This window comes from Streptomyces sp. NPDC050161 (assembly GCF_044460025.1).
Lineage (GTDB): Bacteria > Actinomycetota > Actinomycetes > Streptomycetales > Streptomycetaceae > Streptomyces.
Map to the genome: position 1 here is coordinate 291,787 of NZ_JBITJM010000006.1, position 26,808 is coordinate 318,594.

Below are 26,808 nucleotides of genomic sequence, written 5' to 3' on the forward strand. Positions count from 1 at the left end.
CAACGAAGTCGAGGGGCGCGCCCGATGCGGGCGCGCCCCTCGCGTGTGTATGCCTGCCGCTCAGCCGGCCAGGCAGGACGGGCCGAGCAGCACCTTCAGGTCGCCGAACAGCGCCGGATCGGCCGTGACGCGGTGCCGGTCGAGGCGCAGCACCGTCGTCTTCCGGGTGCCCTGGAGCTTGATCCGCACCTCGGTGGCACCGCGGTGGCTGGTCAGCACCTCGCCCAGCTTCTCGACCAGCGGCGGGGTGACCTTCACCGTCGGGATGGTGATCGTCACCGGCGCGTTCGCCCCCGCCTCCGAGAGGTCGGGGACCATCATCTCCATGGCGACCAGCCGCGGTACGTCCTCGCGCTTGTCGAGGCGGCCCTTGACGAACACCACGGTGTCCTCGACGAGCTGGGTCGACACGAGCTGGTAGGTGGCGGGGAAGAACATGCAGTCGATGGAGCCCGCCAGGTCCTCGACGGTCGCGATGGCCCAGGCGTTGCCCTGCTTGGTCATCTTGCGCTGGAGGCCGGAGATGATGCCGCCGATGGTGACGATCGAGCCGTCCGAGTAATCGCCGCCGGTCAGCTGGGCGATGGCGGCGTCCGCCTTGTCGGACAGTACGTGTTCGAGTCCGAACAGCGGGTGGTCGGAGACGTACAGGCCCAGCATCTCCCGTTCCTGGGCGAGGAGATACGCCTTGTCCCATTCAATGTCCGAGAACTCGACGTCCAGGCCGAAACCGGGGCCCTCGTCCGCCGTGGCGTCGCCCATGCCGCCGAAGAGGTCGAACTGCCCCTCGGCTTCCTTGCGCTTGACCTGGACGACGTTGTCGATCATCGGCTCGTACTGCGCGGTGAGGCCCTTGCGGGTGTGCCCCATCTCGTCGAACGCACCGGCCTTGATCAGCGATTCGGTGGTGCGCTTGTTGCAGGCGGCGGCCTCGACCTTGTCGAGGTAGTCGGGGAAGGAGGCGTACTTCCCCTTGGCCTTGCGCGAGCGGATGATCGCGTCGACGACGTTGGTGCCGACGTTGCGGACGGCGGAGAGGCCGAAGAGGATCACGTCGTCACCCTGGGCGGCGAAGTTCTGCTCGGACTCGTTGACGTTCGGCGGCAGCACCTTGATGCCCATGCGGCGGCACTCGTTGAGGTAGACGGCCGACTTGTCCTTGTCGTCCTTGACCGAGGTGAGCAGCGCGGCCATGTACTCGGCCGGGTAGTTGGCCTTGAGGTACGCGGTCCAGTAGGTGACCAGGCCGTACGCGGAGGAGTGCGCCTTGTTGAACGCGTAGCCGGCGAACGGGACCAGCACGTCCCACAGGGCCTGGATCGCCGCGTCGGAGTAGCCGTTCTTCTTCGCGCCCTCCTGGAAGAGGACGAAGTTCTTCGCCAGTTCCTCGGGCTTCTTCTTGCCCATCACGCGGCGCAGGATGTCGGCCTCGCCGAGCGAGTAGCCGGCGATGATCTGCGCGGCCTTCTGCACCTGCTCCTGGTACACGATGAGGCCGTAGGTGAGGCCGAGGGTCTCCTTCAGGGGCTCCTCAAGCTCGGGGTGGATCGGGGTGATCTCCTGGCGGCCGTTCTTGCGCTCGGCGTAGTTCGTGTGCGAGTTCATGCCCATCGGGCCCGGCCGGTACAGGGCCGAAACGGCGGAAATGTCCTCGAAGTTGTCGGGCTGCATCTGGCGCAGCAGCGAGCGCATCGGGCCGCCGTCGAACTGGAAGACGCCGAGCGTGTCACCGCGGCAGAGCAGGTCGAAGGTCTTCGGGTCGTCGAGCGGGAGCGAGAGCATCTCCAGGTCGATGCCCTTGTTGGCCTCCACCATCTTGACGGCGTCGTCCATGATGGTGAGGTTGCGCAGGCCCAGGAAGTCCATCTTGAGCAGGCCGAGCGACTCGCACTGGGGGTAGTCCCACTGCGTGATGGTGACGCCGTCGGTGTGCCGCGTCCAGAGCGGGGCGTGGTCGACGATGGGCTCGCTGGACATGATCACGCCGGCCGCGTGCACGCCCATCTGCCGGACCAGGCCCTCCACGCCCTTGGCGGTGTCGATGACCTTCTTGACGTCCGGCTCGTTCTCGTACATCCCCCGGATCTCGCCCGCCTCGCTGTAGCGCGGGTGCTTGGGGTCGGTGATGCCGGAGAGGTCGATGCCCTTGCCGAGGACGTCGGCGGGCATGGCCTTGGTGAGGCGGTCGCCCATCGCGTACGGGTAGCCCAGGACGCGCGCGGAGTCCTTGATCGCGTTCTTGGCCTTGATCTTGCCGTAGGTGCCGATCATGGCGACCTTGTCGGCGCCGTACTTTTCCGTCACATACCGGATCACTTCGACGCGCCTGCGCTCGTCGAAGTCGATGTCGACATCGGGCATGGAGACGCGCTCGGGGTTGAGGAACCGCTCGAAGATCAGGCCGTGCGTGATCGGGTCCAGGTCGGTGATGCCCATGGCGTACGCGACGATCGAACCGGCCGCCGAACCACGGCCCGGACCCACCGCGATGCCGTTGTTCTTGGCCCACATGATGAAGTCGGCGACGACCAGGAAGTACCCGGGGAACCCCATCTGGATGATGATGTCCATCTCGTACTCGGCCTGCTTCTGGCGGTCCTCGGGGACACCGCCCGGGTAGCGGCGGTTCATGCCGACCCGGACCTCCTCCTGGAACCAGGTCACCTCGGTGAAGCCGTCCGGGATCTCGAACTTCGGCATCAGGTCGCGCTTCTCGAACATGCCGTCGGTCTCGATCTGCTCGGCGACCAGGAGGGTGTTGCGGCAGCCCTCCTGCCAGGCGTCCGACGAGTCGATGGCGTACATCTCGTCGGTGGACTTGAGGTAGTAGCCGGTGCCGTCGAAGCGGAAGCGGTCCGGGTCGGAGAGGTTCTTGCCGGTCTGGATGCACAGCAGCGCGTCGTGCGCGACGGACTCGTGCGCGTAGGTGTAGTGCGAGTCGTTGGTGACCAGCGGCGGGATGCCCACCTCCTTGCCGATCCTCAGCAGGTCCTCGCGCACCCGGCGCTCGATGTCGATGCCGTGGTCCATCAGCTCCAGGAAGTACCGGTCCTTGCCGAAGATCTCCTGGTACTCGCCCGCGGCCCTGCGGGCCTCGTCGTACTGGCCCAGGCGCAGCCTGGTCTGGAGCTCGCCCGAGGGGCAGCCGGTGGAGGCGATCAGCCCGTCCGACCACTTGGCGATGGTCTCCTTGTCCATTCGCGGCCACTTCTGCAGCCAGCCCTCGGCGTACGCGTCGGACGAGAGCCGGAAGAGGTTGTGCAGGCCGGTCTTGTTGGCCGCCCAGATCGTCTTGTGGGTGTAGCCACCCGAGCCGGAGACGTCGTCCCGCTTCTGGTGCGGCTGGCCCCACTGGATCTTGCGTTTGGTCCGCCGGGACTCCGGCGCGACGTACGCCTCGATGCCGATGATCGGCGTCACCCCGGCCTTCTGGGCGGAGTGGAAGAAGTCGTAGGCGCCGTGGAGGTTGCCGTGGTCGGACATGGCGATGTGCGTCATGCCCATCTCGTTGCACGCCTTGAACATGTCGCTCAGCCGCGCGGCACCGTCCAGCAGGGAGTACTGGGTGTGGACGTGCAGGTGCGTGAAGGGCGGCTTGGACACGGCTGGAGACCTCCGGAGACGGCGGGGACGGCGGGGACGGCGCGGCGCTCGGCGACCTCGGCGAGGGGGTGCCGGCGGACGGGTGGACGGTCTCGAAGTCTACGACCCGGCACTGACATCGCCGCCGCGAAGGCGGCCGGCCCGGCAGTGCGCCGGGCGGCGGACGGCGGCCCCGCCGGGCACTCGCGGGCGTCCTCGCGCGTTGTCACCGGCGGAGCGCCCGCACCGGTCGTCCCTCCGGCCACCGGTGCGCTCGTCCGTCCGGCCATCCGTCCCGACCGTCACAGCCAGGAGGCACCCAGCGATGTCGCCCCAGCACGCCCCGGCGCAGGACACCGCGCAGCGCGGCGAGGAGATCCTCGCTGTCTTCGGCACCGCCTTCGGAGAGCTGCTCGCCGCCGATCCCGCGGCCTTCCGCGTCAAGTTCCGGAAGATGGCCGCCTCGGCGTTCGCCTTCTACCGCGGGGCGGCGTGCCTGTTCTACAAGGACCTGGAGGCGGTGCCGGACGGCGGCCCGTACCTGGACGACCGCACCGGCCGGGTGTGGATCCACGGCGATCTGCACGCCGAGAACTTCGGCACGTACATGGACTCCACGGGGCGGCTGGTCTTCAACGTCAACGACTTCGACGAGGCGTACGTCGGCCCGTTCACCTGGGACCTCAAGCGGTTCGCCGCGTCCGTGGCGCTGATCGGCTACGCCAAGGCGCTCTCGGACGGGCAGATCACGGAGCTGGTGCGCACCTACGCCGCGGCCTACCGCGAGCGGATCCACGCGCTGGCGTCCGCGCCCGGGGGCCCCGCCGGCGAGGAGCTGCCGCCCTTCACCCTGGACACCGCCCAGGGCCCGCTGCTGGGCGCCCTGCGCGACGCGCGCTCGCTGACCCGGTTCGGGCTGCTGGACTCGATGACCGAGATCCGCGACTTCGAGCGGCGCTTCGCCGCGGGCGACGGGTCCGTGGAGCTGGACGCGGCGACCCGCTACAAGGTCCTGGCGGCCTTCGACGGCTATCTGGAGACGCTGCCGGAGTCCAGCCTGTCCCGGCCCGACTCCTACCGCGTCAAGGACGTGGTGGGCCGGCGCGGCATCGGCATCGGCTCGGCGGGGCTGCCGTCGTACAACATCCTCCTGGAGGGCAACAGCGACGCCCTGGAGAACGACGTGGTGATCTACCTGAAGCAGGCGCAGACCCCCGCGGTCTCCCGGCACGTCACCGACGCCGGGGCCCGCGCGTACTTCCTGCACGAGGGGCACCGCACGGTCATCTCGCAGCGCGCCCTCCAGGCGCACGCCGACCCGTGGCTCGGCTGGACGGAGCTGGACGGCGCGGGCCAGCTGGTCGCCGAGATCTCGCCGTACGCGGTGGACCTGGACTGGTCGGATCTGGACGACCCGGAGGAGATCGCCGCGGTGGTGGCCGACCTGGGCCGGGCCACGGCGACGATGCACGCGGCGGCGGACGACGAGAGCGGCCACTCGCTGGTGCCGTTCTCGACGGAGCGGGCCATCGACGCGGCCATCGCCGCCGACGAGGACGGTTTCGGTCCGCTGCTGGTGGACTTCGCGCACACCTACGGCGCCCGCGCCCGCGCCGACCACCAGATCTTCGTGGACCTCTTCCGCAACGGCCGGATCCCGGGGCTGTGACCCGCGGCGGCCGGGCCGTCCGGGGCGGTCCTGGCGGCAAGAGCCGGCTCCACGGGCCGCCCGCCTCCCGCGCGGTATCCGCCGCACCCTCCCTCACCACCCCTTTCGTGGCCCCCGCCCCGGCCCATGGCACACTCGCTGCCATGGACATCTCGGCGGCGCACCTGCGGGCGGTGCGCGCGGCGCTCTTCACGGCGCTGTGCGTGACGCTGTCCGCGGCGTCCCACGTCCTGCTGTCCCGGATGCCGCTGCCGCTGACCACCGTCGCCGTGCTGTCCGCCGCCGTGTTCGCGCTCGCCTACGCGCTGGCAGGACAGGAGCGGAGCTATGGCCGGATCGCGGCCCTGCTGGTGCCCCTGGAACTGGCCGCCGACGCGTCCTTCAGCATCGGCCAGCACACCTGTTACGGCAGCGGCCCGGTGACCGGTCCGCTGCGCTCCCTCGGCGTGAACCTGCTGTGCGGCGGCGGCGACGTCGGCACGCCGCTGGCGCAGCTGCCCGAGCACGGCCCGCGCGACGCGTCCGCCGCGGCCTGGCTGCTGCTGCTCGGCGCGCATCTGCTCATCGGCCTGCTGGCCGCCGCCTGGCTGCGCCGCGGCGAGGCGGCACTGGCCCAACTGCTCGGCGCCGTCGCCGGCTTCGCCTTCCGGCCGCTGCTGATCGCCGCGGCGATGGTCGCCCGGGTGTCCGCCACGGACCGCCCGGCCGCCCCGCGCGCCGCCGACGGGCCGCCCGCCCGCGCCGTCCCGCTGCTCGTGCACTGCGTCGTACGCCGTGGACCGCCCTGCGTGCTCGCCGCCTGAGGCCACGGCCCGGCACCACGCGCGGCACCCACAGAGGTCGCCGCGCCGGTACGTCAGTACGCACATCCCTTCCACGGAGCAGGATCAGTCATGAGCAATCGCAACAACCAGGCCAACAAGCAGGCGGCGCGTGAGCGGCTGCGCGCCGAGCGCGAGCGGCAGGCGAAGAAGGACAAGGTCCGCAGGCAGCTGACGGTCGGCGGCGCGATCGTCGCGGTACTGGCCGTGGCCGGCGGCATCGGTGTCATGGTCGCCAACTCCGGCGGCGATGACGGCGGGGGCGCCGCCGCCGCTGCGGGCGACAGCAAGGTGTGGGCGAAGGCCGCCAAGGCCAAGCTGGTCAAGCCGGCCAACACCTCGGGCGACAAGGGCACCACCCTCGTCGTCGGCAAGCCGGACGCCAAGAACACCCTGGAACTCTTCGAGGACCCGCGCTGCCCCGGCTGCGCCAACTTCGAGCAGAACGTGGGCGAGACGGTCCGCAAGGACATCAAGGCCGGCAAGTACAAGGCGCACTTCCACCTCGCCACCTTCCTGGACGCCAACCTCAAGGGCACCGGCTCCAAGAACGCCCTCAGCGCGCTGGGCGCCTCGCTGAACGTCAGCCCCGACGCCTTCCTTTCGTACAAGGAGGCGCTGTACTCGAAGGAGTTCCACCCGGACGAGATGGGCCCCGACAAGTTCGCCGACGACAGCTACCTGATCAAGGTCGCGGACACCGTCCCCGCGCTGAAGGGCAACGCGGCCTTCCAGAAGGCGGTCGAGAAGGGCACCTACGACCGGTGGGCGCTGGAGATGTCCGACGAGTTCAACTCGCACAAGGACGTCCAGAACACCCCGACGGTCAAGGTCAACGGCAAGGTCATCGGCGCCGACGGCTCGACGGGCAGCAAGGTCGCGCCGACCACCCCCGAGCAGTTCACCAGCATGGTCGACGAGGCCGAGAAGTCCTGATCCCGGCCGGATCCGGCCACCGGATCCGGTTCTCGGGGGCATCGCGGCCCGCCGCCCCCCGTCGGCGGGCCGATGCCAAATCTTGACCCGGGAGTCTGCCGTGCTCATGGCAGACTCCCGGCATGCAGGGGACCGGAGTTGACCACCGGGCCCGTTCGGGGGCCGGGCCGAGAGCGGTGCGCGCCGCGGTGTTCACCGCGCTGTGCGTCACCCTGTCCGCCGCCTCCCACGTCCTGCTCTCCCGCGCCCCGCTGCCGTACGCGATCCTCGCGGCCCTGTGCACCGCCGTGTTCGCCGCGGCGTACGCGCTGACCGGCAGGGAGCGCGGGTACGCCGCGATCGCCGCGCTGCTGGTGCCGCTGGAGTTGGCCGCCGACACGGTCCTCACCACGGGCCAGTACGCCTGCTACGGCCCGGCCGGCGGGCCCGTCACCGGTCCGCTGCACTCCGTCGGCGTCGATCTGCTGTGCCGGGGCGGCGCGTGGGGCACCCCGCTGGCCGGGGTGGCCGCCCACTCCGGCGGTCCGCTGCCGGGTGCGTCCGGTGCCGTGCCCTGGCTGCTGCTCGCCGGCCATCTGGCGGCCGGGCTGCTCGCCGCCGCCTGGCTGCGCCGCGGCGACGCCGCGCTCGACCGGCTGCTGCGGGCCGCCGCCACCGAGGCGTTCCGGCCGCTGCGCGCCCTCCGCGCGCCGGCCGTCGCGCCACCGCCGCCCCGCCACCGCACCGGCCCGCCCGACCCACGGCCGCGGGTGTGCGGCCTCCTCTTCCTGGTCCGCTGTCTGCCGCGCCGCGGCCCGCCGGCCGCCGTCGCTCCCTGAGCACGCCGTACACGCGCCCATCAGTCACGACGAGGATCGGACAACCCCCCATGAGCAATCGCAACAGCCAGGCAGGCAAGTCGGCGGCCCGCGAGCGGATCCGCGCCGAGCGGGAGAGGCAGAAGAAGAAGGAGAAGGCGCGCCGTCAACTCACGGTGGCGGGCGCCGTGGTGGGCGTCCTGGTCGTCGCGGGCGCCATCGGTTTCGCGGTGGTCAAGGCGACCGAGCCCACCGGCTGGGAAGCCGCCAAGGAGGCGAAGCTGGTCAAGCCCGCGCACACCCAGGGCAAGAACGGCACCGAGATCCTGATAGGCGACAAGAACGCCAAGGAGACCCTGGAGGTCTTCGAGGACCTGCGCTGCCCCATGTGCGCGTCCTTCGAGCAGAGTTCGGGCAAGTCCCTGCTCAAAGACATCAAGGACGGCCGCTACAAGGCCCGTTTCACCCTCTACACCTTCCTGGACGGCACCCAGGGCGAGGGCTCGAAGAACGCGCTGAGCGCACTCGGCGCCGCGCTCAATGTCAGCCCGGACGCCTTCCTCGCGTACAAGTCCGCGCTGTACTCGGCGAAGAACCACCCCGACGAGCGGGACGACGCGTACGCCAAGGACGCCAGGCTGATCGAGGTCGCGGCCGAGGTGCCGGCGCTCCGGCACAACAAGGCGTTCGAGACGGCGGTCAAGAAGGGCACCTACGACCGCTGGGCGATGGACATGACGGCGCTGTTCGGCCGCAAGGGCATCAAGGCCACGCCGTCCTTCATGCACGGCGACAAGAAGCTGGTGCTGCCCGAGGTGCCGCAGCAGCGGATGACGCAGGAGGAGTACAACGAGTACGCCGACGCCAACTTCCGGAAGATGATCGACAAGGAGTTCGGCCCGGCGAAGGACACCGGCAAGGACGGCGGGAAGGACAGCGGCAAGGACGGCGGCGGAAAGGGCATCGCCGCGGGCGAGAAGGACCCGACGGCCGGGCACTGAGCCCCGCGGTCCGCGCCGCCGCGGCGCAACTGCCGTACGGGCGACGGGTGGATGAATTCCAGGAGAGCGCTCTCCCCGTCGCCCGTACCGGCCAGTAAGGTGATCCGCCGTGACCGATCACGACCAGATCTCCCGCCGCACCGCCGTCACGGCCGTAGCCGCCACCGCCGCCCTGCTGCCGCTCGCCGGCGCCCCCGCAGCCCTCGCCGCGACCGCCCACGAGGCGCCGGACCCTGGGCAGTTGTTCCGGCACGGCGTCGCATCGGGCGACCCGCTGCCGGACGGCATCCTGCTGTGGACCCGCGTCACCCCGGCGCCATCGGCGGTGCCGGGGTCGGGCCGCGGACCGGCCACCGAGGTCGGCTGGGAGGTGGCCACCGACCGGGACTTCACCGAGGTCGTCGCCCGCGGCCACGCCACCGCGACCGCGAGCGCCGACCACACCGTCAAGGCCGACGTGCGCGGACTGCGGCCCGCCACCCGCTACTTCTACCGCTTCACCGCGCACGGCACGCACTCCCCCGTCGGCCGCACCCGCACCGCGCCCGCGCACGACGCGGCGGCCGGCAACGTCCGCTTCGGCGTGGTCTCCTGCGCCAACTGGGAGTCCGGCTACTTCTCGCCCTACCGCCACCTCGCGGCCCGCGCCGACCTGGACGCGGTGCTGCACCTCGGCGACTACCTCTACGAGTACAAGTCCGGCGAGTACCCGGACTTCGCCCACGTCGTACGCCCGCACGCGCCCGCCCACGAACTCCTCACGCTCGCCGACTACCGCACCCGGCACGGCGTCCACAAGACCGACCCGGACGCGCTGGCGCTGCACGCCGCGCACCCGGTCATCGCGATGTGGGACGACCACGAGTTCGCCGACAACGCCTGGTCGGGCGGCGCGGTGAACCACACCCCGGACACCGAGGGTTCCTGGAGCGCCCGGATGGCGGCGGCGAAGCAGGCGTACTTCGAGTGGATGCCCGTCCGCCCGTCCACCGCCGGAACCACCTACCGCAGGCTGCGCTTCGGCACCCTCGCCGATCTGCACCTGCTGGACCTGCGGTCGTTCCGCGACGAGCAGGCGAAGCCGGGCAGCGGCGCGGTCGACGACCCGGGCCGCACGCTCACCGGACGGGCCCAACTGGACTGGCTCAAGGCCGGACTCGAACGCTCGGACACCGCCTGGCGGCTGGTCGGCACCTCGGTGATGGTCTCTCAGGTGGCCTTCGGCGCCGTCCCCGCGCACCTGCTCGGGCCGCTCGCCGAGGTACTCGGCCTCCCCAAGGAGGGCATCGCCGTCAACACCGACCAGTGGGACGGCTACACCGACGACCGCCGCGAACTGCTCGGCCACCTCAGCGACCGCTCCATCGGCAACACCGTCTTCCTGACCGGCGACATCCACATGTCCTGGGCCAACGACGTGCCGATGCGGGCGGCGACCTACCCGGCGACCGCTCCGGTGGCGACCGAGTTCGTGGTCACGTCCGTCACCTCGGACAACGTCGACGACCTCCTGCGCGTCGCCCCGCAGACCGTCTCGCTGGCCGGGGTCGCCGCGATACGGGCCGCCAACCGGCACGTGAAGTGGCTGGACATGGACGCGCACGGCTACGGCGTCCTGGACGTCACCGCCGAGCGGACGCAGATGGACTACTTCGCGGTGTCCGACAAGACCGACCCGCGGGCCACCAGCCGCCTGCTGCGCTCGTACCTGACGCGCTCGGGCACCCAGCGGGTGGAGCGGAGCCGGGCGCCGGTGCGCTGAGACGGCGCAGGCGGCGCGGAACCCGGCACCACCGGGAGACGCGCCGCCCTGGGGCGCTTCCGTCAGAAGCGCCCCGAGTCCGCTACAGACCGGCGAGGAATCCCAGCGCCACCTTCCAGGCGCTCTCCGCTGCCTCCGCGTCGTAGTCCGGGAGGTCGGGGTCGGTGAAGAGGTGGCCGGCGCCCGCGTAGCGGAAGACCTCGACGTCCGCGCCCGCCCGGCGCATCTGGAGGTACCACGCGGTCAGCCAGTCGTGCGGCTCGTACGGGTCCGGGTCGGCGACGTGCAGCTGCACGGGCAGCTCGTCGGCATCGGTGTCCTCCGCGATGTCCGACGTGCCGTGCAGCAGCAGGAGGCCGCGGGCCTTCTCGTCGGCCAGCGCGAGGTTCTGGGCCACCGAGCCGCCGAAGGAGAAACCGGCGTAGACCAGGCCGCGGTCCGAGTACGGTGCCGCCGCCGTCACCGCGCGCCGCAGCAGCTCGTCCTTGCCGATCTCGTCCTTGATCACGATGCCGTCGGCGACCGAATCGGCGGTCCTGCCGTCGAACAGGTCGGGCACGATCACCTCGTGCCCCGCGGCCCGCAGCCGGTCGGCGCCCGCGTGCACCGCAGGACGCAGCCCGCACACCGAATGAAACAGCACAATCGTCGGAGAACCGCTGGTCACGGGCTCGGTGGAGGCCGGCACTGAGATCACACCCTTGTTGTTGAATCGCTCTGCGCCCATCCTGCCAGTTACCGTCGGTGGAACCGCCACGCGCGCCTCGCGCCGGGCGCCGCGCACCCCCGCACAGGGAACTGACCGCTCCGGCACGGCCGGGAAACCGCACTGTCAAGGAGGATTCCGACGTGTCCATGGAGGACGTGCTGCGTCCGCTGACCGTCATCGGCGGCTCGCTCGTCATCACGCTCGTCCTGGGCTGGCTCGCCGACCGGGCCCTGCGCCGTATCGACGCCGCCCACCCGGAGACCCCGCTGTGGGGACTGCTCCGCCGCTGCCGGATACCGCTGCGGCTCCTGTTGTGCGCGGCCCTGTTGCGCGGTTCGTACGACGCGACCGGTCTCGGTCTCGTCGACGACCACACGGTGGGGATCGGCCGGACGCTGACCCTGGTGCTGATCGCGGCGTCCGCCTGGCTCGCGGTGCGCGCGTCGGCGGCGATCGTCGAGGCGTCGTACTCGCGCTACGCGGCGAACGCGCACGACCGGGCGCGGGTGCGGCGAGTACGCACCCAGATCACGCTGATCCAGCGGGTGGTGACCGCGGTGGTGATCATCGTCGCCGCGTCGGCGATGCTGCTGACGTTCCCCGCGATGCGTACGGTCGGCACCTCCGTGCTGGCCTCGGCGGGTCTGCTGGGCATCGTCGCCGGTGTCGCCGCCCAGTCCACCCTCGGCAACCTCTTCGCCGGGCTGCAGATCGCCTTCGGCGACATGGTGCGGATCGGCGACACGGTCGTGGTGGACGGCGAGTGGGGCACGATCGAGGAGATCACCCTGACGTTCCTGACCGTGCGGACCTGGGACGAGCGGCGGATCACCATGCCGGTCTCGTACTTCACCGGCAAGCCCTTCGAGAACTGGTCGCGCGGCGGCGCCCAGATGACCGGCACGGTCTTCTTCCACCTCGACCACTCCGCGCCGCTGGAGAAGATGCGGCAGCGGCTGCACGAGATCCTCCAGGAGTGCCCGGAGTGGGACGGCCGCGCCTGGAGCCTGGTGGTGACCGACACCACGCCGTCCACGATGGTGGTCCGCGCGCTGGTCACCGCCCGGGACGCGGACACCATCTTCACGGTGCGCTGCCAGGTCCGCGAGCGGATGATCGAGTGGCTGCGCACCGACCATCCCTACGCGCTGCCGCGGATCAGCACCGCGCCGGCCCCTGGCCACACCCCGGCCGCCCTCATCGAGCAGCGGGCCGCCCCGCCGCTGTCCAAGGACGGCCGCTGAGCGGCCGGTCCGCTCCCCCGGCCACGCCGTCCCGCTACGGCGTACCGCGCAGGCTGCGCATGTCGAGCTGGCGCAGCACCCGGTCGACGATCTCCGGGTCGACACCGGGCTCGCTGCGGGCGGCGAGCACCTCGTGGCGGGCCGCCGACAGCATCTCGCCCTGGATGCGCTGCACCTTCTTCATCCGCGTGATGCGCTTCTCGAAGTGCTCGCGCCGGTCGTCGTCCACGATGTCGGGCGCGATCCTGGCCCCGATGTCGTAGGCGCGGCGGGCCAGCTGGTCGTTGATCTCCTCGGGCAGCTCCTCGACCTCCAGGATCTCCCGCAGCCGGTGCTTGCACGCCTTGATGACGCGCAGCGCCAGCGCCCGCTCCAGCTCGTCCTCGGCCTCCGTGTCGGCCCGCACCCGCAGCTTGCGCACCAGCCAGGGCAGCGTCAGGCCCTGCACGACCAGGGTGGTGAGCACCACGGCGAAGGCGATGAACAGGATCTCCTCGCGGGCGGGGAAGTCGCCGCCGCCGTCCACCGTGTACGGGATGGCCAGCGCCAGCGCGACGGACGCCACCCCGCGCATCCCCGACCACCACATGATGAGCGTCTCCCGCCAGCTCATCGGGATGTCCTCGTCGAAGTCACGCCGCTTGTGCATCCGCTTGGCGAGCCAGGCGGCGGGCAGCAGCCACAGCAGGCGTACCGCGACGACCACGCCGACGACGGCCGCTCCGGCGCCGAGCATCTCGCCCCAACGGCCCGACGCGGCGCCGAAGATGTTGTGCAGCTCCAGACCGATCAGGCCGAAGGCGACGCCGGTGACGAGGGTGTCGACGACTTCCCAGAAGGTGTATCCGGCGAGTCTGCCCATCACGTCGTCGGCGTCGACCGCGTACTCGGCGAGGAAGAGCGCGGTGGTCAGCACCGCCAGCACGCCGGAGCCGTGGAACTCCTCGGCGATGACGTAGGCGATGAACGGCACCAGCAGGGTCAGGCCGATCTGGAGCGTCGGGTCGCCGAGCAGCCCCATCAGCTTGTTGGCGACCCAGCCGAGTACCAGACCGACCGCTATGGCGACGACGGCGGAGAGCACCAGCGAGCCGACCGCGGCGGGCGCGGAGAAGGTGCCGCTGACCGCGGCGGCCAGGGCCACGTGGTAGAGCACGATCGCGGTGACGTCGTTGAACAGCCCCTCGCCCTCCAGGATGGAGACCATCCGCCGGGGCAGTCCGAGCTTGCCGGCCACCGCGGTCGCCGCGACCGGGTCGGGCGGTGCGACCATCGCGCCGAGCACCACGGCCCCGGCGAGCGGCATGCCGGGCACCACGGCCTGGGCGACCGCGGCGACGGCCGCGGTGGTCGCGAAGACCAGCGCGACGGCGAGCAGGAAGATCGGCCGGATGTTCGCGGTGAACTGCCGCCAGGAGGTGCGCTGCACCGCCGCGTAGAGCAGTGGCGGCAGGACCAGCGGAAGGATGTACTCCGGCGGAATGTCGACGTTCGGGACGAACGGCAGCAGCGCGAGCACGGCGCCGGCCAGAGTCATCAGCACCGGCGAAGGCAGCCCCAGCCGGTCACCGACAGGGACCGTGACCACAGCCCCGAGAAGAAGCAAGAACAGCAGGGCGAGCTGGTCCACGGGGTTACACTCCGGGGTCGATTTCGATCACATTCCGCCCCAAGCCTGCCATGTCCGCACAGCAACCGGACTCGGCCGGTCCGCCCCGATGTGCGGACGCCGCCCTGTTACGGCGTCAGGAACTCTCGTCCCGCACGGTGTCCAGCGCCCGCTGGAGGTCCTCGGGATAGGCGCTCTCGAACTCGACCCAGCGGCCGTCCGACGGGTGCTCGAAACCCAGCCGCATGGCGTGCAGCCACTGCCGGGTCAGCCCGAGCCGCTTGGCGAGCGTCGGGTCGGCGCCGTATGTGAGGTCGCCGACGCACGGGTGGCGGTGCGCGGACATGTGCACCCGGATCTGGTGGGTGCGGCCGGTCTCCAGCTTGATGTCGAGCAGGCTGGCCGCGCGGTACGCCTCGATCAGGTCGTAGTGCGTGACCGACGGCTTGCCCTCGGCGGTGACCGCCCACTTGTAGTCGTGCTGCGGGTGCCGCCCGATGGGGGCGTCGATGGTGCCGCTCATCGGGTCCGGGTGGCCCTGGACCAGCGCGTGGTAGCGCTTGTCGACCGTGCGCTCGCGGAACTGCTGCTTGAGCAGCGTGTAGGCGCGCTCGGACTTGGCGACGACCATCAGCCCCGAGGTGCCGACGTCGAGACGGTGCACGATGCCCTGCCGCTCGGCGGCACCGGAGGTGGAGATGCGGTACCCGGCCGCGGCGAGACCGCCGATGACGGTGGTGCCGCTCCAGCCGGGGCTGGGGTGCGCGGCGACGCCGACGGGCTTGACGATCACCACGATGTCCTCGTCGTCGTGCACGATCTCCATGCCGTCGACCGGCTCGGCGATGATCTCGACCGGCGCCGCGGCCTGCGGCATCTCGACCTCCAGCCAGGCACCGCCGTGCACCCGCTCGGACTTCATCACCTCGGCGCCGTCGACCCGGACCTTGCCGCCCGCCGCCAGCTCGGCGGCCTTCGTACGGGAAAAGCCGAACATGCGGGCCAGCGCGGCGTCGACGCGCTCGCCCTCCAGGCCGTCCGGTACGGGCAGGGTGCGGATCTCGGGAAGGGTGCTCACCCCACGAGTATGGCAGTCCGGCGGGGGTGACCTGCCCGGCGGTGGATCCGCGGCCCGTGACCCCTGCCGGGGCGGGCGGTCAGTCCTTGTGGAGCGTGCCGTCGGGATCCAGGCCCCGGAAGGACAGGATCACGACCAGGACGCCACCGCAGACGATCGCCGAGTCGGCGAGGTTGAACACCGCGAAGTTCGCCGGGGCGATGAAATCGACCACCGCGCCCTCGAAGACACCGGGCGACCGGAAGATGCGGTCGGTCAGATTGCCGAAGGCGCCGCCCAGCAGCAGCCCCAGAGCGATCGCCCAGGGAAGGCTGTAGAGCTTGCGGGCGATCCTGGCGATCACCACGATCACCGCGGCGGCGATCAGCGAGAGGAAGACCGTCAGCGCCTCGCCGATGCTGAACGCCGCGCCGGGGTTACGGATCACGTCGAACTGCAGCAGCGTCCCGATCACCTCGACGGGCGCGTGGTGCTCCAGCTTCGCGACCACCAGGAGCTTGCTGCCCAGGTCCAGCAGGTACACGACGAGAGCGACGAGAAGCAGCGCGAAGATCCGCCGCTTGCCGCGGCCCGCGCCCTGTCCGGGCTCCGCCGGCCGTCCGCCGTCGGACCCCGCAACGGGTTCCCCGCCGGAACCCGTACCGGAGTCCGGCGTACCGCTGGTGCGTCCCGCCTCTGCCACGTGTGCGTCCCTCAGCCCGTCGGTCCGTGACCAGGCCACGCCTGGCACAGCACGAGGGTACGGCACGGGCATACGGGCACGACCGGGCCGGGAGACGCCAGGACCTGCCCTCAGCCGCGCCGCTCCTGCTTCTGTTTGCACTCCACGCAGAGCGTCGCGCGCGGGAACGCCTGCATCCGCGCCTTGCCGATCGGTTTGCCGCAGTTCTCGCACAGCCCGTACGTGCCCGCGTCCAGCCTGACCAGCGCCCGCTCGGTCTGCAGCAGCATCTCGCGGGCGTTGGACGCCAGGGCCAGCTCGTGCTCGCGGGTGATGTTCTTGGTGCCGGTGTCCGCCTCGTCGTCGCCCGCGCCGTCCCCGGAGTCGCGCATCAGCCCGGCGATGGCGTCCTCGGACGCGGCGATCTCCGCACGCAGCCGCTCCGCCTCGCTCATCAGGCCGGCCCGCGCGTCGGCGACCTCGTCCGGCGTCCAGGGCTCCTCGCCCGGCCGTACGGCCAGCTCGTCGGGGGCCGCCGCCGCGCGGGCCTTGGGCACCGCCGACTCCTCGCCGTGTGCCGCCCGTGCCGCCGCGGTCTTCTTCGCCACCACCGTCTTGGCTCCCGTCTTCTTCGCGGGCACCGCGGCCTTCCCGGCCACGGCCTTCTTCGCCGGCGTCTTCTTCGCCGGGGTCTTCGCGGTCTTCTTGGCCGCCGCCTTCTTGGCCGGGGTCTTCTTGGCCGGGGTCTTCTTGGCCGGGGTCTTCGCGGTCTTCTTCGCCGGGGTCTTCCTCGCCGCGGCCTTCTTCGGGGCCGGCGTCCCGGCGTCCGGCGCGTCGGCGTGCGCTCCCTCCGGAGCCGGCCGCGTCGCGTCGGCCTCTTCGGCAGGCGTCGTGCTCTTCTTCGCGGCGGTCTTCTTCGCCACCATGGCCGCGACCCCTTCACATATGTGATCTTGTTCGCGAATCGTGACGGGAACGATAAATCGCCGCACCGACCGCGGCAACGGGACGCACCGCCCGTACCCCCGCTCTGCCCCCGGTTGTGCCCCGCCCCCGCCCCGGTAATCCGCCGCGCCCCGGGACGCTCCGCAGGCCCGCCCCGCTCCGGGCACCCCGCGGCCGGCCCCGCGCATTCGGGTCACGCCGGTGACCGGCCGCCCCGGGGCCCGGCGCCGGAAAACCGGTCGGCCGCTGTCGTCGCGGGCCCGTACACTGGGCCCAGCGAAAGGCATCGACGGGACGAGTAGCGTCGTACGCAGCCAGCAGCGATCCGGGGACGGTGCGAGCCCGGAGGCGTGCACGACGTGAAGATCACCCCGGAGCCGCCGGAAGAAAGCCCGCGGGATCACACCCGGGGTGAGTAGAACCGGCAGCGCGACCCCAATGAGGGGGCGGTGGAGTGTCACCGCCAAGGAGGGTGGTACCGCGGGAGCACGGCTCTCGTCCCTCCGGACGGAAAACACAGCAGGTGTCCGCCGGAGGAAGCCCCCGATGAGTCCGCAGCCCCAGTACCGCCAGGTACCCGCCCAGGTAGACCTCCCCGCCCTTGAGCACGCCGTGCTCGATTTCTGGCAGGAGCAGAAGGTCTTCGCCCGCACCCTCCAGCAGTCCGAAGGCCGGCCCGAGTGGGTCTTCTACGAAGGTCCCCCGACCGCGAACGGCATGCCCGGCGCCCACCACATCGAGGCGCGCGTCTTCAAGGACGTCTTCCCCCGGTTCCGCACGATGCAGGGCTACCACGTCGACCGCAAGGCCGGCTGGGACTGCCACGGCCTCCCGGTCGAGCTGGCCGTGGAGAAGGAGCTGGGCTTCACCGGCAAGAAGGACATCGAGGCGTACGGCATCGCCGAGTTCAACGCCAAGTGCCGCGAGTCGGTGACCCGCCACACCGACGCCTTCGCCGAGCTGACCACCCGCATGGGGTACTGGACCGACCTCGACGACCCGTACCGCACCATGGACCCCGACTACATCCAGTCGGTGTGGTGGTCCCTCAAGGAGATCTTCGCCAAGGGCCTGCTCGTCCAGGACCACCGCGTCGCCCCCTGGTGCCCCCGCTGCGGCACCGGCCTCTCGGACCACGAGCTGGCGCAGGGCTACGAAACCGTCGTCGACCCGTCCGTCTTCGTCCGCCTCCCGCTGACCTCGGGCCCGCTGGCCGGCGATGCCGCCCTGCTGATCTGGACGACCACCCCCTGGACCCTGGTCTCCAACACCGCCGTCGCCGCGCACCCGGACGTCACCTACGTCGAGGCCACCGACGGCACGGAGAAGCTCGTCGTCGCCGAGCCGCTGCTGGAGAAGGCCCTCGGCGAAGGCTGGCAGCCCACCGGCCGGTCCTTCACCGGCCGCGAGATGGAGCGCTGGTCCTACGAGCGCCCCTTCGGCCTCGTCGAGCTGGAGGACGCCAACTTCGTCGTCAACGCCGAGTACGTCACCACCGAGGACGGCACCGGACTCGTCCACCAGGCCCCGGCCTTCGGTGAGGACGACCTCAAGACCTGCAAGGCGTACGGCCTGCCGGTGGTCAACCCGGTCCGCCCGGACGGCACCTTCGGCGAGGAACTGCCGCTCATCGGCGGCCAGTTCTTCAAGAAGGCCGACGAGGCGCTGGTCGCCGACCTGGACAGCCGCGGCCTGCTCTTCCGTCACGTCCCGTACGAGCACAGCTACCCGCACTGCTGGCGCTGCCACACCGCGCTGCTCTACTACGCCCAGCCGTCCTGGTACATCCGCACCACCGCGGTCAAGGACGCCCTGCTCCGCGAGAACGAGAACACCAACTGGTTCCCGGACTCGGTCAAGCACGGCCGCTTCGGCGACTGGCTCCAGAACAACATCGACTGGGCGCTGTCCCGCAACCGCTACTGGGGCACCCCGCTGCCCATCTGGCGCTGCGATGACGACCACCTCACCTGCGTCGGCTCGCTCGCCGAGCTGACCGAGCTGACCGGCACCGACCAGTCATCGCTCGACCCGCACCGCCCGTTCATCGACGCGGTCACCTTCCCCTGCCCGACCTGCGAGGCCACCGCCACCCGCGTCCCCGAGGTCATCGACGCCTGGTACGACTCGGGTTCGATGCCGTTCGCGCAGTGGGGCTACCCGTACCGCAACAAGGAGCTGTTCGAGAAGCGCTACCCGGCGCAGTTCATCTCGGAGGCCATCGACCAGACCCGCGGCTGGTTCTACACGCTGATGGCCGTCGGCACCCTGGTCTTCGACAAGTCGAGCTACGAGAACGTCGTCTGCCTGGGCCACATCCTGGCCGAGGACGGCCGCAAGATGTCCAAGCACCTGGGCAACACCCTGGAGCCGATCCCGCTGATGGACCAGCACGGCGCCGACGCGGTCCGCTGGTTCATGGCGGCCGGCGGCTCCCCGTGGGCGGCCCGCCGCGTCGGTCACGGCACCATCCAGGAGGTCGTCCGCAAGACCCTCCTCACCTACTGGAACACCGTCGCCTTCCAGGCCCTGTACGCCCGCACCTCCCAGTGGGCGCCGTCCGCCGCCGACCCGGCGCCGGCCGACCGCCCGCTGCTCGACCGCTGGCTGCTCGGCGAGTTGAACACACTGGTCGAAGGGGCCACGGAGGCCCTGGACGCTTTCGACACCCAGCGCGCGGGCAAGCTGCTCTCCTCCTTCGTCGACGACCTCTCCAACTGGTACGTCCGCCGCTCCCGCCGCCGCTTCTGGCAGGGCGACCCGGCCGCGCTGCGCACCCTGCACGAGGTCATCGAGACCATCACCCGCCTGATGGCGCCGCTCACCCCGTTCATCACCGAACGGGTCTGGCAGGACCTGGTCGTCCCGGTCACCCCGGACGCGCCGGACTCCGTGCACCTGTCCTCCTGGCCGGTCGCCGACCGGGCCAGGATCGACCCGACGCTGTCCGGCCAGATGCTGCTGGTGCGCCGGCTGGTCGAACTGGGCCGGGCGACCCGCGCCGAGTCCGGTGTGAAGACCCGTCAGCCGCTGTCCCGTGCCCTGGTCGCGGCGCACGGCTTCGCGGACCTCTCCGACGACCTGCGCGCACAGATCGCCGAGGAGCTGAACGTCTCGTCCCTGGCGTCGCTCTCCGAGGTGGGCGGCTCCCTCGTCGACACCACCGCCAAGGCCAACTTCCGTGCCCTGGGCAAGCGGTTCGGCAAGGGCGTCCAGGCGGTCGCCAAGGCCATCGCCGGCGCCGACGCCGCGGCCCTCTCCCTCGCCCTGCGGAGCGGCGAGGCCGCGGTCGAGGTCGACGGCGAACGCGTCACGCTGGCTCCCGACGAGGTCATCATCACCGAAACCCCGCGCGAGGGCTGGTCGGTGGCGTCCGACTCCGGCGCGACCGTCGCCCTGGACCTGGAGATCACCCCGGAACTGCGCCGCGCAGGACTGGCCCGTGACGCCATCCGCCTCATCCAGGAGGCCCGCAAGAACAGCGGCCTCGACGTCGCCGACCGGATCGCGCTGCGCTGGGAGTCCTCCGACGAGGAGGTCCGCCTGGCCCTCACCGACCACGCCGGCCTGATCGCCGACGAGGTGCTGGCCACCGGCTTCGCCGCGGAAGGGGACGCCACCGACGCCGCGGACGGCTACGGCGAGCAGTTCTCCGACGAGGCCCTGGCCCTGGCCTTCCGGCTGCGCAAGGCGTAACCCCCGGGCGGCTCCGGCCGCCGTACGCCACCGGGCCCCCGGCGCACACCGCGCCGGGGGCCCCTCTTGTGCTCCCACACGCCGTCACCGTGCGGACTCTGCGCCCCCCGAGACACACACCGCGGACGGTAAGCCGGGGCACATCCGGCCACACAAAAGGCCGGGCCCCGAGGGAAGTTTCCCTCGGGGCCCGGCCCTGATTGCCGACCGTGTCCGACGCCTGGGCGTCAGTACGTCAGTTGTCGTCCTCGTCGATGAGGAAGCCGCGCATCGGCGACGGCGCCTGCCCCATCGGCTGCGGGCTCTGCGGCCTGACCGGAGCCATCGGCTGCGTCATCGCGGGCGACATCTGCTGCTGACCGCCGTACGAAGGGCCGCCGCTGGAACCGCCGTTGTGGCTGCCCATCGACTGACCGCCACCCATGGTGTGGTTGCCGCCCATGCTGCCCGCACCGGCCGACGCCATCGAAGGCGACGGCGGCAGCGAAGCGGTCGCCGGGGTACGCGGCGGGGCCAGCGAGTCGTCCGCCTGGTTCTCCAGCTGACGCAACTGGCTCTCCAGGTACGACTTCAGACGCGTGCGGTACTCGCGCTCGAAGCCGCGCAGGTCCTCGACCTTGCGCTCCAGCGTGGCGCGTGCGGACTCCAGCGAGCCCATCGCCACGCGGTGCTTCTCCTGCGCGTCCCGCTCCAGCGCGTCGGCCTTGGCGCGGGCGTCCCGCTCCAGGCCCTCGGCGCGGCTGCGCGCCTCGCCGACGATCTTGTTGGCCTCGGAACGGGCCTCCGCGATCGCCTGGTCGGCGGTCTGCTGAGCCAGCGACAGCACGCGAGCCGCGCTGTCACCACCGGGACCGCCCTGCTGCTGCGCCTGCGGCAGCTGCTGCGGTCCGCCGGGGCCGCCCAGAGGGCCGCCACCCATCGGACCGCCGGGGCCCATCGGGCCGGGACCGTGCGGTCCGCCCTGCGGGCCGTGCCCACCGGGGCCTGCCGGCAGCTGGGGTGCTCCACCGGGCAGTTGGGGAGGTCCACCCATCCCCTGCTGCTGCGGCGGCACCGGCTGCGGACCGGATATGGCGGCGGGCACCGGTGCACCCGGTCGCTGCTGCTGCTCCTGCTGCTGGTCCTGCTGTTTCCGCAGGCCCTGTTGCTGCTGGTTCTGCGCGGCGGCACGCGTGGCGGCGGCCAGTTTCGCGCGCAGATCCTCGTTCTCCCGCAGCAGGCGGGTCAGTTCGGCTTCGACCTCATCGAGGAAGGCATCGACCTCGTCCTCGTCATAGCCTTCTCGGAGGCGGACGGTCGTGAACTGCTTGTTCCGCACGTCCTCGGGGGTCAACGGCATCTCTACTTCACCTCAACGTAGTCGTCGGCAATCGGCAAGACCGTATCGTTCACACCAACAACACCGACCTCACGACGGTGATCAGGATGTACACGATGATCATCAATACGAAGAAGGACAGGTCGAGCGCCACGCCCCCGAGACGCAGCGGCGGGATGACCCGCCGCAGAAGCTTGAGTGGCGGATCAGTGACAGTGTAAGTGGCCTCAAGAATGACGACCATTGCCTTGCCGGGTTGCCATGAACGGGCGAACTGGAAGACATAGTCCATCACCAGCCGGAAGATCAACACGATCAGGAAGCAATACAGCGCGATGTAGATCACCTGCCCAAAGACACTCATCTCGCGCGTCCCTCCCCTTGATCCCTGTGTTGGCCTCGCGGCCTTGGTGTGCCCGGTGTTGCGTCTCAGCTCTGGTTGAAGAACCCGCCCTCAGCGATACGGGCCTTGTCCTCCGCCGTGACATCGACGTTAGCAGGCGACAACAGGAACACCTTCTGCGTCACTCGCTCAATGCTGCCGTGCAGACCGAAGACAAGACCGGCCGCAAAGTCGACAAGTCGCTTCGCATCCGTGTCGTCCATCTCCGTGAGATTCATGATCACCGGAGTGCCCTCACGGAAGTGTTCCCCGATGGTACGGGCTTCGTTGTAGGTCCGGGGGTGAAGTGTGGTGATGCGGTAGGGCTCCCGCTCGGACACAACTTTGGGCATGATCACCGGTGCGTTCTTCTCCAGATTCGGACGGTCGGGTGTGATGGATGCCACGGGGGCGATTCGGGCGGGTCGTCCGCTTTCGACGGGGAGCGAGACGGGCTCGCGCTGCGCGGGAGGCTGCACGGATCTGACCGGTTCCTCCCGTTCCGGGCGTGTCTCGGGCTGCACTTGGTGCTGTTGCCGTCGTCCTCGATCCGGTTCCGGGTCAAGCTCGGGCTCGAACTCGTCGTCGGGGTCGAAGCCCCGGCCGTCGTACCCATCGTCCTCCACGAGGCCGAGGTAGACCGCCATCTTGCGCATCGCGCCGGCCATTCTCTGCGTCCTCCGCTCTGTGGTGGATCGGCTCCGTCACCGGGCGCCTTGGATCCACTCGGCCTGTCCCGCTTCTTGCGGTAATGACCATATTTTGTGCTGTGGTCCGACTCTTGGCGACGTTACCCGAGGCGTGGTCGGACTCCGAGTACCGCAGTGCCGACGCGTACATGTGTCGCTCCGGCCGCTACGGCGTCTTCCAGGTCCGTACTCATGCCTGCTGACACCATGTTGGCAGCAGGATAAGCGGCGCGCAGGTCGGATGAGATTTCCATCAGCCGCTCAAAAGCGGCGCGTTGGCGCCCGGCGTAGCTGCCGGACAGCGGTGCGACCGTCATCACACCGTCCAGGCGCAGCCCTTGGGCTCCGGCGATCTCCTCGGCGAGCGCCGGAACTCTGTCCGGTGCCACCCCGCCGCGGCTGCCCCGCTCCCCCGACCCGGCGTCCAGCGCGACCTGGACCAGACACCCGATCTCCCGCTCCGCGCGCACCGCTTCCCTGGAGAGCGCGGTGACGAGCCTGGCGCGGTCCACCGACTGCACGAACCCGGCGTAACCGGCCACCGAGCGCACCTTGTTGGTCTGCAATTGACCAACAAAATGCCAAGTAAGGGGAAGATCGGCACATTCGGCAGCTTTGGGTGCCGCATCCTGATCGCGGTTCTCCGCAACCTGCCGCACCCCCAGCTCGGCGAGCAGCCGGACATCGCTCGCGGGATAGGTCTTGGTGACCACGATCAGGGTCACCTCGTCGCGCCTGCGGCCCGCGGCGGCGCACGCGGTGGCGATACGCTCCTCCACCCGCGCCAGATTGCCGGCCAGTTCAGTCCTGCGGTCCGTCACAGCGTCAGCCGTCCAGCCATACGTAGCTCGCGAGCCGCCCGGTCGTGCGGTCGCGCCGATAAGAGAAGTGGTCCGCCGATTCCAGGGTGCAGATGTGGGAATGCTCACGGATCTGCACGCCGGCTGCGGCGAGTTGGGCCGTCAGACCCGCGGCGATGTCCACGGCGGGAGTGCCCCAACCGGTCGTCGACCACGCCTGTGGCACCACCGCGGTGACGTCGTCCCGCAGTTCCGCGGGGACTTCGTAGCACCGTCCGCACACGGCGGGTCCGGTGTACGCGACGATCCGGTCGGCTCGCGCGCCGAGCCCCACCATCGCCTCGACGGCCGCCGGTGCCACGCCGGCCACCAGACCGGGGCGCCCGGCGTGCGCGGCGCCCGCGATCCCGGCGACCGGGTCGGCGAGCAGGACGGGGGTGCAGTCGGCGGTCAGTACCGCGAGCGCGAGTCCACGGCGCGCGGTCACCACCGCGTCCACGGAAGGGATGTCGTCCGTGCGCCACGGCCCCTCGACCACCGCGACGTCCTTGCCGTGCACCTGGTTCATCCAGACGACGCCGCCCGGATCGAGGCCGAGCCCGCGCGCGGCGAGCGCGCGGTTGTCCCGTACGGACCGCGGGTCGTCACCGACCGCACCGCCGAGATTGAGCTGATCGTACGGAGCGGCGCTCACCCCGCCCCACCTGTCGGTGAAGGCGAAGTGCGCGCCGCTCTCGTGGTGCTGTTGCCCTATCACGTGGGTTCTTCGGCTACTTCAGGAAGTCGGGGACGTCCAGCTCCTCGGCCGCGGTGTCCGAGTACGGACGGGCCGGGGGAACCTGCGGGGTGATGGTCGGCTGCGCCGGCACCTCACCCAGCGAGGGAGTCTCGGCCGAGACCGGCTCCTCGTCCCGTACGGGCACCGCGCCGAGTCCGCCGAAGGACGAGGACCGCGGTTCGGCGGGGGCCGCCGGACGGCTCGGCGCGGGCGCCGGCTCGTCACGCTTGGCGGAGGACGAACCGATCACCGTGTCCCGACGGGCCGGCGGCTGACCGCCGTCGAAGCCCGCAGCGATGACGGTCACCCGGACCTCGTCGCCCAGCGCGTCGTCGATGACTGCGCCGAAGATGATGTTCGCCTCGGGGTGCGCCGCCTCGCTGACCAGTTGCGCGGCCTCGTTGATCTCGAAGAGACCGAGGTCCGAACCGCCGGAGATGGAGAGCAGCACGCCGCGCGCGCCGTCGATGGAGGCTTCCAGGAGCGGCGAGGAGATCGCCATCTCCGCCGCCGCCACCGCACGGTCGTCGCCGCGCGCCGAGCCGATGCCCATCAGCGCCGAACCGGCCTCGGACATCACGGACTTGACGTCGGCGAAGTCGAGGTTGATCAGGCCGGGCGTGGTGATCAGATCGGTGATGCCCTGGACACCCGACAGCAGCACCTGGTCCGCCGACTTGAACGCGTCGAGCACGCTCACCTGGCGGTCCGAGATGGACAGCAGCCGGTCGTTGGGGATGACGATGAGGGTGTCGACCTCTTCACGGAGGCTCGCGATGCCGTCCTCGGCCTGGTTGGCGCGACGGCGGCCCTCGAAGGTGAACGGGCGGGTGACCACACCGATCGTCAGGGCGCCCAGCGAGCGGGCGATGTTGGCGACGACCGGGGCGCCGCCGGTGCCGGTGCCGCCGCCCTCACCCGCGGTCACGAAGACCATGTCGGCCCCCTTGAGGACCTCCTCGATCTCCTCGCGGTGGTCCTCGGCCGCCTTGCGGCCCACGTCCGGGTTGGCGCCGGCGCCGAGTCCGCGGGTCATTTCGCGGCCGACGTCGAGCTTGACGTCGGCGTCGCTCATCAGCAACGCCTGCGCATCGGTGTTGATCGCGATGAACTCGACGCCCTTGAGCCCGACCTCGATCATCCGGTTGATGGCGTTCACGCCACCGCCGCCGATGCCGACGACCTTGATGACTGCGAGGTAGTTCTGCGGTGCTGCCACGTCGAAGGCCTCTCGCCTCGAGTTACGTGTCGTCGCCTCACATTCCGTGTGGACGCCGACTGATGCCGATGGGACGGTCCGTAATGCCGACCCGAACCCTAACGTTGGAGTTTAGGGTTACCTGTGCCTGTGTTCCTTGGAAGCAAAGTCCCTTTGGAACGAGACACTAAGTCGACAAGTGGCGCACGTTCAACGAACACGCCGAACCTCCCGTTTTTCTTTTCACCCTATGTGATCACCCATAGTGGTAGCCATCCAGGGTGCTGGCCTGCGACGACGTACGTCAACTCCCGGATACCGCAGGGGCACTGGGAACCGAGACGTCGAAGTGGCGTGCGTCACGCGCGGCTTTCAGCAGGGCGGTGAGCACCTTGGCCTTCTCCGGGCCGCGTTCACCACTCCCCCACACCACGGTGCGGTTCCCGGCCAGTTCCAGAGTGATCGAGTCATAGGACCGGATGCGAACGATGCGGACCTGTTTGTGTACGTCTTCGGGCAGATCGGCTGCGGCTTCGACCGCGGCACGACGCAACCGGTCGTTTCCGAAGCGGTGCAGACTCGGAGCGTCCTGCGCCGCCATTTCCAGTTGCGGAACGCCCTTCGGCGCGGTGTCGACGGTGGCGAAACGGACGCCATCGACGTCCACTTCGACGAACTTCCGGCCCGATCGCATGATCAGTTCAGGTGTTCTTTCGGTCACCTTCAGACCGATGCGATGCGGCCAGGAACGCACCACGTCCACGGTCCTGATGCGCGGCAGCCGCTTGCGCAGCCTGTGGGCCACGGCGTCGGTATCGACCGATGCCAGCGGCGCGTTCATCGGCACATCGGCCGCGTCAACGACCTCACGCGGGGTCAACACCTCGGTGCCGCTCGCCTTGACGCTCTCCACCCGCAGCCATGTCGAGCCGTAGAGCGCCCAGATGGCGAAGGCGGCGAGGAGAACGGCGAGGATCAGAATGATGATCGGACCACGGCGGCGCGGCCCGGGGAGCGGCAGCCGCAGCCGGCGGAACCACCGGGTGCGGGACGGTTCGGCGGCGGGCGGGCCGGACGACTTCTTCGCTCCACCGCTCCGGGCGGTCGTCGGTCCGGCCACGCTCCCCCTGCCT

General features: G+C 70.5%; 21 protein-coding genes. 8 read left to right on the forward strand and 13 right to left on the reverse strand.

Features of this window, described 5'->3' with window-relative positions; genetic code table 11:
* Nucleotides 1-60 precede the first annotated feature (60 nt).
* Nucleotides 61-3,603 (reverse strand): DNA polymerase III subunit alpha, encoded by a 3,543-nt coding sequence (dnaE, locus tag ACIBK8_RS13700; protein WP_399041947.1) that lies wholly within the window; start codon nt 3,601-3,603, stop codon nt 61-63.
* Nucleotides 3,604-3,907: 304 nt separating this feature from the next.
* Here dnaE and ACIBK8_RS13705 point away from each other — a divergent pair, with 304 nt between their 5' ends.
* The 6 genes from ACIBK8_RS13705 to ACIBK8_RS13730 all read left to right on the forward strand — a co-directional run bounded on the left by ACIBK8_RS13705 (nt 3,908) and on the right by ACIBK8_RS13730 (nt 10,568).
* Nucleotides 3,908-5,251: a DUF2252 domain-containing protein gene (locus ACIBK8_RS13705; RefSeq protein WP_399041948.1), complete on the forward strand. Its 1,344-nt coding sequence runs from the start codon at nt 3,908-3,910 to the stop codon at nt 5,249-5,251.
* Between the two features lie 143 nt (nt 5,252-5,394).
* Nucleotides 5,395-6,054, forward strand: a complete 660-nt coding sequence (locus tag ACIBK8_RS13710) for a hypothetical protein (RefSeq protein ID WP_399041949.1) — start codon at nt 5,395-5,397, stop codon at nt 6,052-6,054.
* 90 nt (nt 6,055-6,144) lie between these two features.
* Nucleotides 6,145-7,008, forward strand: a complete 864-nt coding sequence (locus ACIBK8_RS13715) for a thioredoxin domain-containing protein (RefSeq protein ID WP_399041951.1) — start codon at nt 6,145-6,147, stop codon at nt 7,006-7,008.
* Nucleotides 7,009-7,130: 122 nt separating this feature from the next.
* Nucleotides 7,131-7,826, forward strand: a complete 696-nt coding sequence (locus ACIBK8_RS13720; RefSeq protein ID WP_399041953.1) for a hypothetical protein — start codon at nt 7,131-7,133, stop codon at nt 7,824-7,826.
* Between the two features lie 50 nt (nt 7,827-7,876).
* Nucleotides 7,877-8,806: a thioredoxin domain-containing protein gene (locus tag ACIBK8_RS13725; RefSeq protein ID WP_399041955.1), complete on the forward strand. Its 930-nt coding sequence runs from the start codon at nt 7,877-7,879 to the stop codon at nt 8,804-8,806.
* Between the two features lie 109 nt (nt 8,807-8,915).
* A complete protein-coding gene (locus ACIBK8_RS13730; protein ID WP_399041956.1) occupies nt 8,916-10,568 on the forward strand; it encodes an alkaline phosphatase D family protein in 1,653 nt (550 codons plus the stop codon).
* An 82-nt stretch (nt 10,569-10,650) separates the two neighbouring features.
* On the opposite strand, the gene ACIBK8_RS13735 is transcribed toward ACIBK8_RS13730, so the two are convergent.
* Nucleotides 10,651-11,256 carry a dienelactone hydrolase family protein gene (locus ACIBK8_RS13735; RefSeq protein ID WP_399042076.1) on the reverse strand — a complete coding sequence of 202 codons (606 nt, stop codon included), beginning with the start codon at nt 11,254-11,256 and terminating at the stop codon, nt 10,651-10,653.
* Between the two features lie 167 nt (nt 11,257-11,423).
* Between ACIBK8_RS13735 and ACIBK8_RS13740 the strand changes: the two genes are divergently transcribed.
* Nucleotides 11,424-12,521 (forward strand): mechanosensitive ion channel family protein, encoded by a 1,098-nt coding sequence (locus ACIBK8_RS13740; protein WP_393680308.1) that lies wholly within the window; start codon nt 11,424-11,426, stop codon nt 12,519-12,521.
* A 34-nt stretch (nt 12,522-12,555) separates the two neighbouring features.
* Here ACIBK8_RS13740 and ACIBK8_RS13745 read toward each other — a convergent pair whose 3' ends face one another.
* The 4 genes from ACIBK8_RS13745 to ACIBK8_RS13760 all read right to left on the reverse strand — a co-directional run bounded on the left by ACIBK8_RS13745 (nt 12,556) and on the right by ACIBK8_RS13760 (nt 16,795).
* Nucleotides 12,556-14,151 carry a Na+/H+ antiporter gene (locus tag ACIBK8_RS13745; RefSeq protein WP_393679475.1) on the reverse strand — a complete coding sequence of 532 codons (1,596 nt, stop codon included), beginning with the start codon at nt 14,149-14,151 and terminating at the stop codon, nt 12,556-12,558.
* 115 nt (nt 14,152-14,266) lie between these two features.
* Nucleotides 14,267-15,208, reverse strand: coding sequence for an RluA family pseudouridine synthase (locus ACIBK8_RS13750; protein WP_393679477.1), 942 nt, complete (start codon nt 15,206-15,208; stop codon nt 14,267-14,269).
* Between the two features lie 79 nt (nt 15,209-15,287).
* On the reverse strand, nt 15,288-15,890 hold the full coding sequence (gene lspA, locus ACIBK8_RS13755; protein WP_399041957.1) for a signal peptidase II: 603 nt from the start codon (nt 15,888-15,890) through the stop codon (nt 15,288-15,290).
* A gap of 110 nt (nt 15,891-16,000) precedes the next feature.
* A complete protein-coding gene (locus tag ACIBK8_RS13760; RefSeq protein WP_399041958.1) occupies nt 16,001-16,795 on the reverse strand; it encodes a TraR/DksA family transcriptional regulator in 795 nt (264 codons plus the stop codon).
* A 565-nt stretch (nt 16,796-17,360) separates the two neighbouring features.
* On the opposite strand from ACIBK8_RS13760, the gene ileS reads away from it, so the two are divergent.
* Nucleotides 17,361-20,510, forward strand: a complete 3,150-nt coding sequence (gene ileS, locus ACIBK8_RS13765) for an isoleucine--tRNA ligase (RefSeq protein ID WP_399041960.1) — start codon at nt 17,361-17,363, stop codon at nt 20,508-20,510.
* Between the two features lie 235 nt (nt 20,511-20,745).
* On the opposite strand, the gene ACIBK8_RS13770 is transcribed toward ileS, so the two are convergent.
* The 7 genes from ACIBK8_RS13770 to ACIBK8_RS13800 form a co-directional block, all read right to left on the reverse strand.
* Entirely contained in the window at nt 20,746-21,849 is a 1,104-nt protein-coding gene (locus tag ACIBK8_RS13770; protein ID WP_399041962.1) for a DivIVA domain-containing protein, read from the reverse strand.
* Nucleotides 21,850-21,898: 49 nt separating this feature from the next.
* A complete protein-coding gene (locus tag ACIBK8_RS13775; protein WP_227049009.1) occupies nt 21,899-22,192 on the reverse strand; it encodes a YggT family protein in 294 nt (97 codons plus the stop codon).
* 65 nt (nt 22,193-22,257) lie between these two features.
* On the reverse strand, nt 22,258-22,878 hold the full coding sequence (locus ACIBK8_RS13780; RefSeq protein ID WP_393679487.1) for a cell division protein SepF: 621 nt from the start codon (nt 22,876-22,878) through the stop codon (nt 22,258-22,260).
* A 122-nt stretch (nt 22,879-23,000) separates the two neighbouring features.
* Nucleotides 23,001-23,720 carry a YggS family pyridoxal phosphate-dependent enzyme gene (locus ACIBK8_RS13785; RefSeq protein WP_399041963.1) on the reverse strand — a complete coding sequence of 240 codons (720 nt, stop codon included), beginning with the start codon at nt 23,718-23,720 and terminating at the stop codon, nt 23,001-23,003.
* Between the two features lie 4 nt (nt 23,721-23,724).
* Nucleotides 23,725-24,456 carry a peptidoglycan editing factor PgeF gene (gene pgeF / locus ACIBK8_RS13790; protein ID WP_399041964.1) on the reverse strand — a complete coding sequence of 244 codons (732 nt, stop codon included), beginning with the start codon at nt 24,454-24,456 and terminating at the stop codon, nt 23,725-23,727.
* Between the two features lie 13 nt (nt 24,457-24,469).
* A complete protein-coding gene (gene ftsZ, locus ACIBK8_RS13795) occupies nt 24,470-25,696 on the reverse strand; it encodes a cell division protein FtsZ (RefSeq protein WP_393679493.1) in 1,227 nt (408 codons plus the stop codon).
* A 283-nt stretch (nt 25,697-25,979) separates the two neighbouring features.
* On the reverse strand, nt 25,980-26,795 hold the full coding sequence (locus ACIBK8_RS13800; protein ID WP_399041966.1) for a cell division protein FtsQ/DivIB: 816 nt from the start codon (nt 26,793-26,795) through the stop codon (nt 25,980-25,982).
* Nucleotides 26,796-26,808 lie beyond the last annotated feature (13 nt).